Origin of the sequence: Streptomyces sp. ISL-66, assembly GCF_018614135.1 — a bacterium.
Taxonomy (GTDB): domain Bacteria; phylum Actinomycetota; class Actinomycetes; order Streptomycetales; family Streptomycetaceae; genus Streptomyces.
Map to the genome: position 1 here is coordinate 20,724 of NZ_JAGGOW010000009.1, position 6,483 is coordinate 27,206.

Genomic DNA, 6,483 nt, shown 5'->3' on the forward strand with positions numbered 1-6,483 from the left:
TGGTTCACATCCCCGAATCCGGCGACGTGCCCACGCCAACTGGCGGCAAGGATCAGTGCGAGGTCTTGCGCGTGGCGACGACCTGGTCGATCAGGCCGTAGGCCAGCGCACCCTCGGCAGTGAGGATCTTGTCGCGCTCGATGTCGTCGCGGATCTTCTCCAGCGGCGTCGTCGAGTGCTTGGCCAGCATGGTCTCCAGCTGGTCGCGCATGCGCAGGATCTCGTTGGCCGCGATCTCCAGGTCCGAGAGCTGCTCGCGACCGGTGCCACCGGAGGGCTGGTGGATCAGCACGCGGGCGTTCGGCAGCGCCATGCGCTTGCCGGGAGCACCGGCGGCGAGCAGGACGGCGGCGGCGGAGGCCGCCTGGCCCATGCAGACCGTCGAGATGTCCGGCTTCACGAACTGCATCGTGTCGTAGATGGCCGTCAGCGCGGTGAAGGAGCCGCCGGGGCTGTTGATGTACAGGTAGATGTCGCGGTCCGGGTCCATCGACTCCAGGCACAGCAGCTGCGCCATGACGTCGTTGGCGGAGGCGTCGTCGATCTGCACGCCGAGGAAGATGATGCGCTCCTCGAAGAGCTTCGCGTACGGGTCGTACTCGCGCACGCCCTGCGAGGTGCGCTCGACGAAGCGCGGAACGACGTAGCGGTTGTCCACCGGCGCGCCGGTGTAGAGGCCGCTCGCGGGAGAGAGGTTGTTCATGTGCATCTGGGTGTTCACCATCCTGGTGGCGTTCTGCGGGCTGAGGCTTGCCTGGTGCTGGCGGGCGTACGGGCCCCCGTACGGGAGCTCGCGCGCCGGGGCCGGGATCAGGCCCCGGTGCCGCCGCCGCCGGGGACCAGGGAGGCCGCGGAGATGATCTCGTCGATGAGGCCGTAGGACTTGGCCTCTTCCGCCGTGTACCAGCGGTCGCGGTCGCCGTCGCGGATGATCGTCTCCACGGTCTGGCCGGAGTGGCGGGCGGTGATCTCAGCCATGCGCTGCTTCGTGCGCAGCAGGTACTGGGCCTGGATCTTGATGTCCGAGGCGGTGCCGCCGATGCCGGCGGAGCCCTGGTGCATCAGGATGTCGGTGTTCGGGAGCGCGAAGCGCTTGCCCGCGGTGCCGCCGGTGAGCAGGAACTGGCCCATGGAGGCCGCCATGCCCATACCGATGGTGACGACGTCGTTCGGGATGTACTGCATGGTGTCGTAGACCGCCATGCCCGCCGTCACCGAGCCACCGGGGCTGTTGATGTACAGGTAGATGTCCTTCTCCGGCTCTGCGGCCAGGAGCAGGAGCTGCGCAGTGATCTTGTTCGCGATGTCGTCGTCGACCTGCTGGCCGAGGAAGATGATGCGCTCGCCGAGCAGCCGGTTGTAGACATGGTCGCCGAGGCCGCCACCGATGGACGGCTCACCCGCGGCGTAAGGCTTCAGATTCGTCACGTATCCACCTGCTCGTCTCCGACGGCCATGTGCCGTCTCAGCGTCTCGTTCTGGGGCGCGGACCTACCGATGGGGCGATGCCCCACGGCGTCGGGTACTCCCGTGCCCTCGTATTCATGGACCCTAACGCGCAGGTAGGACAACGCCATCCCGCTTCCCGAACTGTTCGCTCGGAGCGCAAGGTCCGCGGCCGCTCACAGGGCGTCCGCACAGGGTGCGGCGAAGGGCCCGCACGCGGCTGCGTACGGGCCCTTCGGGCAGTGCTCTGGTACTGCTCGGCGGGAGTGGACCCCGGGTGTTACTTGGCCTCGTCGGCGGCGGGCTCGCCGTCGGCCGGGGCGGAGTTCTCGACGGTCTCGGCGTTCTCGACGGCCTCGACGGTCTCCGTGGCCTGCTCGTCCTCGTCCTCGTCGTCGGAGAGGTCGACGACCTCACCGTTGGTGTCGGTGACCTTGGCGGCCTCGACGACGACCGCGAGGGCCTTGCCGCGGGCGACCTCGCCGACGAGCATCGGAACCTGGCCGCCTTCGACGACGGCCTGGGCGAACTGGTCGGGGGACATGCCGGAGGAGGCAGCGCGCCGCATGAGGTGCTCGGTGAGCTCCTCCTGGTTGACGTTCAGCTTCTCCTTGTTGACCAGCTCGTCGAGGACGAACTGGGTCTTGATGCCCTTGACGGCCTGCTCGGCGGTCTCGGCGTCGAACTCCTCGACCGTCTTGCCCTGGATCTCGAGGTACTTCTCGATGGACAGGCCCATCTGGCCGAGCTGGTGGTGCTCGAGGTTGTGCTTGCGGGTCTGGACCTCGTCCGCGAGGAGCTTCTCGGGGATCGGGACCTCGACGAGCTCCAGCAGCTTCTCCAGGACGCGCTCCTGGGCCTGCGTGGCCTGGTCGTACTGCTTCGTGTTCTCGAGGCGCTTGCGGCTGTCCGCCTTCAGCTCTTCGAGGGTGTCGAACTCGCTGGCCATGCCGGCGAACTCGTCGTCCAGCTCCGGCAGCTCGCGGGCGGAAACCTTGGTGACCTTGACGGTGACCTCGGCGTCCTTGCCCTCGGCGGAACCGCCCTTGAGCTGGGAGGTGAAGGTGGCCTCGCCACCGGCCTCCAGGCCCTTGACGGCCTCGTCGATGCCTTCGAGAAGCTCACCCGAGCCGATGGTGTAGGAGACGTCCTGGGCGACACCGTCCTCCAGCACCTCGCCGTCGACCTTGGCCTCGAGGTCGATGGTGACGACGTCGCCGTCCTGGGCCGCGCGCTCGACGTCCTTGGTGGACGCGAAGCGGCCGCGCAGCTGCTCGACAGCCTTCTCGACGTCCTCGTCCGAGACCTCGACGGCGTCCACGGTGACCTCGATGCCGGAGTAGTCCGGGATCTCGATCGCGGGACGGATGTCAACCTCGGCGGTGAAGGACAGCAGTTCGCCGTCCTTCAGCTCCTTGATGTCGACCTCGGGCTGGCCCAGCGGGTTCAGGTCGGCCTCGTTGACCGCCTCGGTGTAGAACTTCGGGAGGGCGTCGTTGACGGCCTCCTCCAGCACCGCACCGCGGCCGAAGCGCTGGTCGATGACCCGGGCGGGGATCTTGCCCTTGCGGAAGCCCTTCACCGTGACCTGCTGGTTGATCTTCTTGTAGGCCGCGTCGAGGCTTTCCTTGAGCTCCTCGAAGGGCACCTCAACAGTGAGCCGAACCCGAGTCGGGTTCAGGGTCTCCACGGCGCTCTTCACGGTTTGGTCTCCTTGTGGCTGACTGCTGGGGGTCTCTGTCGTCACGCTGTGATTCAGCGGTTCGGCGGATCGGGCCCGGTACATCAGACACACGGGCACGCAGCTTGCATAGTAACCGCAAGCGGCAATCAGCCCACAACGCGATCATCAGCGCGATCATCGGCGTGATCTTCCGACGCGACGTTCCGCGAAGAGTCTTGCTGGTCGGGGTGGCCGGATTCGAACCGACGACCTTCCGCTCCCAAAGCGGACGCGCTACCAAGCTGCGCCACACCCCGTCGGTGCGACACGTAGGGTACATGCCCGAAGACCCTCCGCCGCGCGCAGTTCCGACGAAACCGTCACCCACGCGCACACGCGGGCACCGTAATGCGGTGTGCACTCCCCCGCCCCGACCCGCTAGGATGCTGTCCGTGCCGCGGTCCCCGGACCTGCGGTGCACGCGCTGCGGGTGTAGCTCAATGGTAGAGCACTAGTCTTCCAAACTAGCTACGCGGGTTCGATTCCCGTCACCCGCTCCAGAGCACAAAGGGCCAGGTCAGAGGATGTCTCCTCGACCTGGCCCTTCGTCGTTCCCGGGGGTGGCCGGGGGAACCGTCCGGGCGGAGGCGGGCCTGACGTCCGGCAGGGCGTGCGGGCGCAGCCGGGACGGGTGGAGGTACCGGCTGCGCCGTCTGGGTCGTCTGGTGGCGTCCGGGGCGACGCGACGGCCTGGTCGGCTGTCGCGCCGGACACTGCGGGAGGGCTCAGAGTTTGATGCCGGCGATCGTGTCCGCGAGGGAGTTCAGGAAGCGGTTGACGTCCGGGGCGATCGAGCTGGACGCGAGGAAGAAGCCGAAGAGGACCGCGACGATCGCGGGGCCGGCCTTGAGGTGACTTCCCCTGACGAGCACCACGAGGATGATCGCCAACAGAACCACTACTGACAGCGAAATGGCCACTTCTGATCACACCTTCGGTCGTCCCCTGGTCGGCCCGGGGCGCGACCCGCGCACCCCCACATGGACCATCCTCCCACCAACACGGCCCGGCTATCCGCCCCGTGACGAATAGACATGGCGCAGTGCCTTCAGGACGGCGCGAGTCCGAGGAGCGAGCGGACATAGGCGTACTTCGCGGACAACCGGTCCCGGGTGGGGGCGTCGAGGACCGCGAGGCGGGCCGGATCCGCGTTGTGCGCGAGGTCGGCCTCCTTGACCAGGAGGGCGCCCGGGGTGGCGAGGATGCGGGCCGCGTACTCCTCGACCGGTTCGCCGGGGCGTTTGGTGAGGGACAGGACCATGTCCTTGACGGACGGCGGAAGTCCGGCCGAATCCAGCCAGGCCGGGGTGAGGGCGTCGTCCTCGATCGAGTCGTGGAGCCAGGCCGCGGCCTGCTGCTCGGCCGTGCCGCCGCGGACGCGGACGCCCTCGGCGACGGCCGCGAGGTGCTCGGCGTACGGCCTGCCGGCCTTGTCGGTCTGGCCCTCGTGCGCGGCGCGGGCCAGTGCCTCGACCTCGATGAGGGTCAGGGGGTGGTGGTCGGTCATCCGAGCTCCCTTGCCGCCGTGTGCAGCGCATGCGCGATCCGGTGTACATCCGCGTGCGTCGTGCGCCAGTTGGAGAACGCGGCGCGTAGGGCGGGGGTTCCCGCGTAGTGCGTGGGGGTGACGAAGACCTCGGCGCCGGCCGCTTCGCGCAGGGCGGTGAGGCGGGCGGTCGTGGGCGCCCCGGCGAGGGTGAAGCAGACGACGTTCAGCCGGACCGGGGCGAGGACGGTGAAGCACGGGTCCCGCGAGAGGGCCGCGCCGAGGAGCCGGGCGCAGGCGATGTCGCGTTCGACGATCTCCCGGTGGCCCTCGCGGCCGTAGGCGCGCAGGGTGAACCAGGCGGCCAGCGCGCGCAGCCTGTGGGAGTTCTCCGGGGTGAGGTGGACCAGGTCGGGGTGGTCGCCGAGGGGGCCGAGGTAGGCGGCGGCGTTCTGGAACACGCGGGCCTGGAGGTCGCGGCGGCGGGTGAACTGGACGGCGCTGTCGTAGGGGACGTTGAGCCATTTGTGGAGGTCGACGCAGACGGAGTCGGAGGCGTCGAGGCCGGCCGTGAGGTGGGCGTGGTCCGGGGAGAGCGCGGCGAAGGCGCCGAAGGCGGCGTCGGTGTGCAGCCAGAAGTCGTGGCGTGCGCGCAGGGCCGCGACGGCGCGGAGGTCGTCGAAGTCCACGGTGTTGACGGTGCCCGCGTTGGCGACGACCACGGCGGGGCGGCCGGGCTCGTCGGCGAGGGCGCGCTCCAGGGCCGCCGGATCCACGGCCTCCCGGCCGGGCAGGGTCGGTACGGGGACCAGGGCGCGGCGGCCGAGGCCGAGGACGGACAGGGCCTTGGCGATGGAGGAGTGCGGGGCCCCGGAGAGGACGCGGACCGTGCCGAGGGCGGCCGCGCCGTCCTCGGACGGGGAGACCCCGAGGCGTTCGCCGAGCCATTCGCGGGCGATGGCCAGGCCGGTGGTGTTGGACATGGTGGCGCCGCTGACGAACGTTCCGGTGTGGGCGTCGGAGAGGCCGAAGAGCTCGCGGAGCCAGCCGACGGTCTCGCGTTCGAGGTCCTGGCCGCCGCCGTCCAGGGCGGAGTTGGAGTTCTGGTCGTGGGTCGCGGTGAGCCAGTCGCCCGCGAGGGCGGCGGGGGTGGCGCCGCCGGTGACGAAGCCCAGGTAGCGGGGGCCCGCGGAGGCCGACAGCCGCGGGACCCAGCGGTCCGCGAAGGCGGCGAGGGCGGCTTCCGTCCCGGCTCCGTGCTCGGGGAACGGCTCGGGAGCCGGGGGCCCTGCCGGGCGGGGAGGTACGACGGGACGTGCGTCCAAGGCTGCGAGGGTCGCGGCGGCGGCGTCGCGGGTGGCGTCGAGCAGCGCGGGGAGGCGGGCGAGGTCGGCGGCGAGCGTGCGGTCCATGGGGGCACGGTAGGCGCCGCCCGGCCGGCGCGGACCGGCCAATTGGGCGCGATTGGCTCATGGGTGGGGGGGCCGGAACGCGGTGAGGGGCCCGCGGGGCCGGGACGGGAACGGCCGTCGGGTTGGGACGGGGCGGCAGGGGCCTGGGTGGGGGGCGAGGCCGAGGTCCGGGCGGCGGCGTACGCCGGCTGGTCGACGAGGCCGGGCGCTCGCGGCTCCTGGGACGGGTGGCGGGGGCTGAGTTTAGGGTCGGGGGATGATCGCGAAGCGGTGGGTGCGGGGTGTTGTCGGGGCCGGGGCGCTGGCGGGGGTGTTGGTGGCGTGCGGAACGCCGCCGGCGCCCTCGGCCGCGCCGGGGCCCACGGGGCCGACGGCGGAGAGGACGTCAGCGGGATCCGGCTCGGCGAGCTCCGGCT

6 protein-coding genes and 2 tRNA genes are annotated in these 6,483 nt (G+C 70.5%); 1 reads left to right on the plus strand and 7 read right to left on the minus strand.

Annotated features, from left to right (window positions below; genetic code table 11):
• Window positions 1-52: 52 nt before the first annotated feature.
• The 4 genes from J7E97_RS02150 to J7E97_RS02165 all read right to left on the minus strand — a co-directional run bounded on the left by J7E97_RS02150 (window position 53) and on the right by J7E97_RS02165 (window position 3,426).
• Window positions 53-724 carry an ATP-dependent Clp protease proteolytic subunit gene (locus tag J7E97_RS02150; protein ID WP_285427762.1) on the minus strand — a complete coding sequence of 224 codons (672 nt, stop codon included), beginning with the start codon at window positions 722-724 and terminating at the stop codon, window positions 53-55.
• A gap of 86 nt (window positions 725-810) precedes the next feature.
• Window positions 811-1,428, minus strand: coding sequence for an ATP-dependent Clp protease proteolytic subunit (locus tag J7E97_RS02155; protein ID WP_215021577.1), 618 nt, complete (start codon window positions 1,426-1,428; stop codon window positions 811-813).
• A gap of 298 nt (window positions 1,429-1,726) precedes the next feature.
• Entirely contained in the window at window positions 1,727-3,148 is a 1,422-nt protein-coding gene (gene tig / locus J7E97_RS02160; RefSeq protein ID WP_215021578.1) for a trigger factor, read from the minus strand.
• A 201-nt stretch (window positions 3,149-3,349) separates the two neighbouring features.
• Window positions 3,350-3,426, minus strand: a tRNA-Pro gene (locus J7E97_RS02165).
• Between the two features lie 169 nt (window positions 3,427-3,595).
• On the opposite strand from J7E97_RS02165, the gene J7E97_RS02170 reads away from it, so the two are divergent.
• Window positions 3,596-3,669 (plus strand) — tRNA-Gly (locus tag J7E97_RS02170).
• Window positions 3,670-3,894: 225 nt separating this feature from the next.
• Here J7E97_RS02170 and J7E97_RS02175 read toward each other — a convergent pair.
• The 3 genes from J7E97_RS02175 to J7E97_RS02185 form a co-directional block, all read right to left on the minus strand.
• Window positions 3,895-4,089, minus strand: coding sequence for a hypothetical protein (locus J7E97_RS02175; protein WP_215021580.1), 195 nt, complete (start codon window positions 4,087-4,089; stop codon window positions 3,895-3,897).
• Between the two features lie 128 nt (window positions 4,090-4,217).
• On the minus strand, window positions 4,218-4,676 hold the full coding sequence (locus J7E97_RS02180) for an HD domain-containing protein (protein WP_215021581.1): 459 nt from the start codon (window positions 4,674-4,676) through the stop codon (window positions 4,218-4,220).
• Window positions 4,673-6,067: a pyridoxal-dependent decarboxylase gene (locus J7E97_RS02185; RefSeq protein ID WP_215021582.1), complete on the minus strand. Its 1,395-nt coding sequence runs from the start codon at window positions 6,065-6,067 to the stop codon at window positions 4,673-4,675. The genes J7E97_RS02180 and J7E97_RS02185 overlap by 4 nt, the downstream gene beginning before the upstream one ends.
• Window positions 6,068-6,483 lie beyond the last annotated feature (416 nt).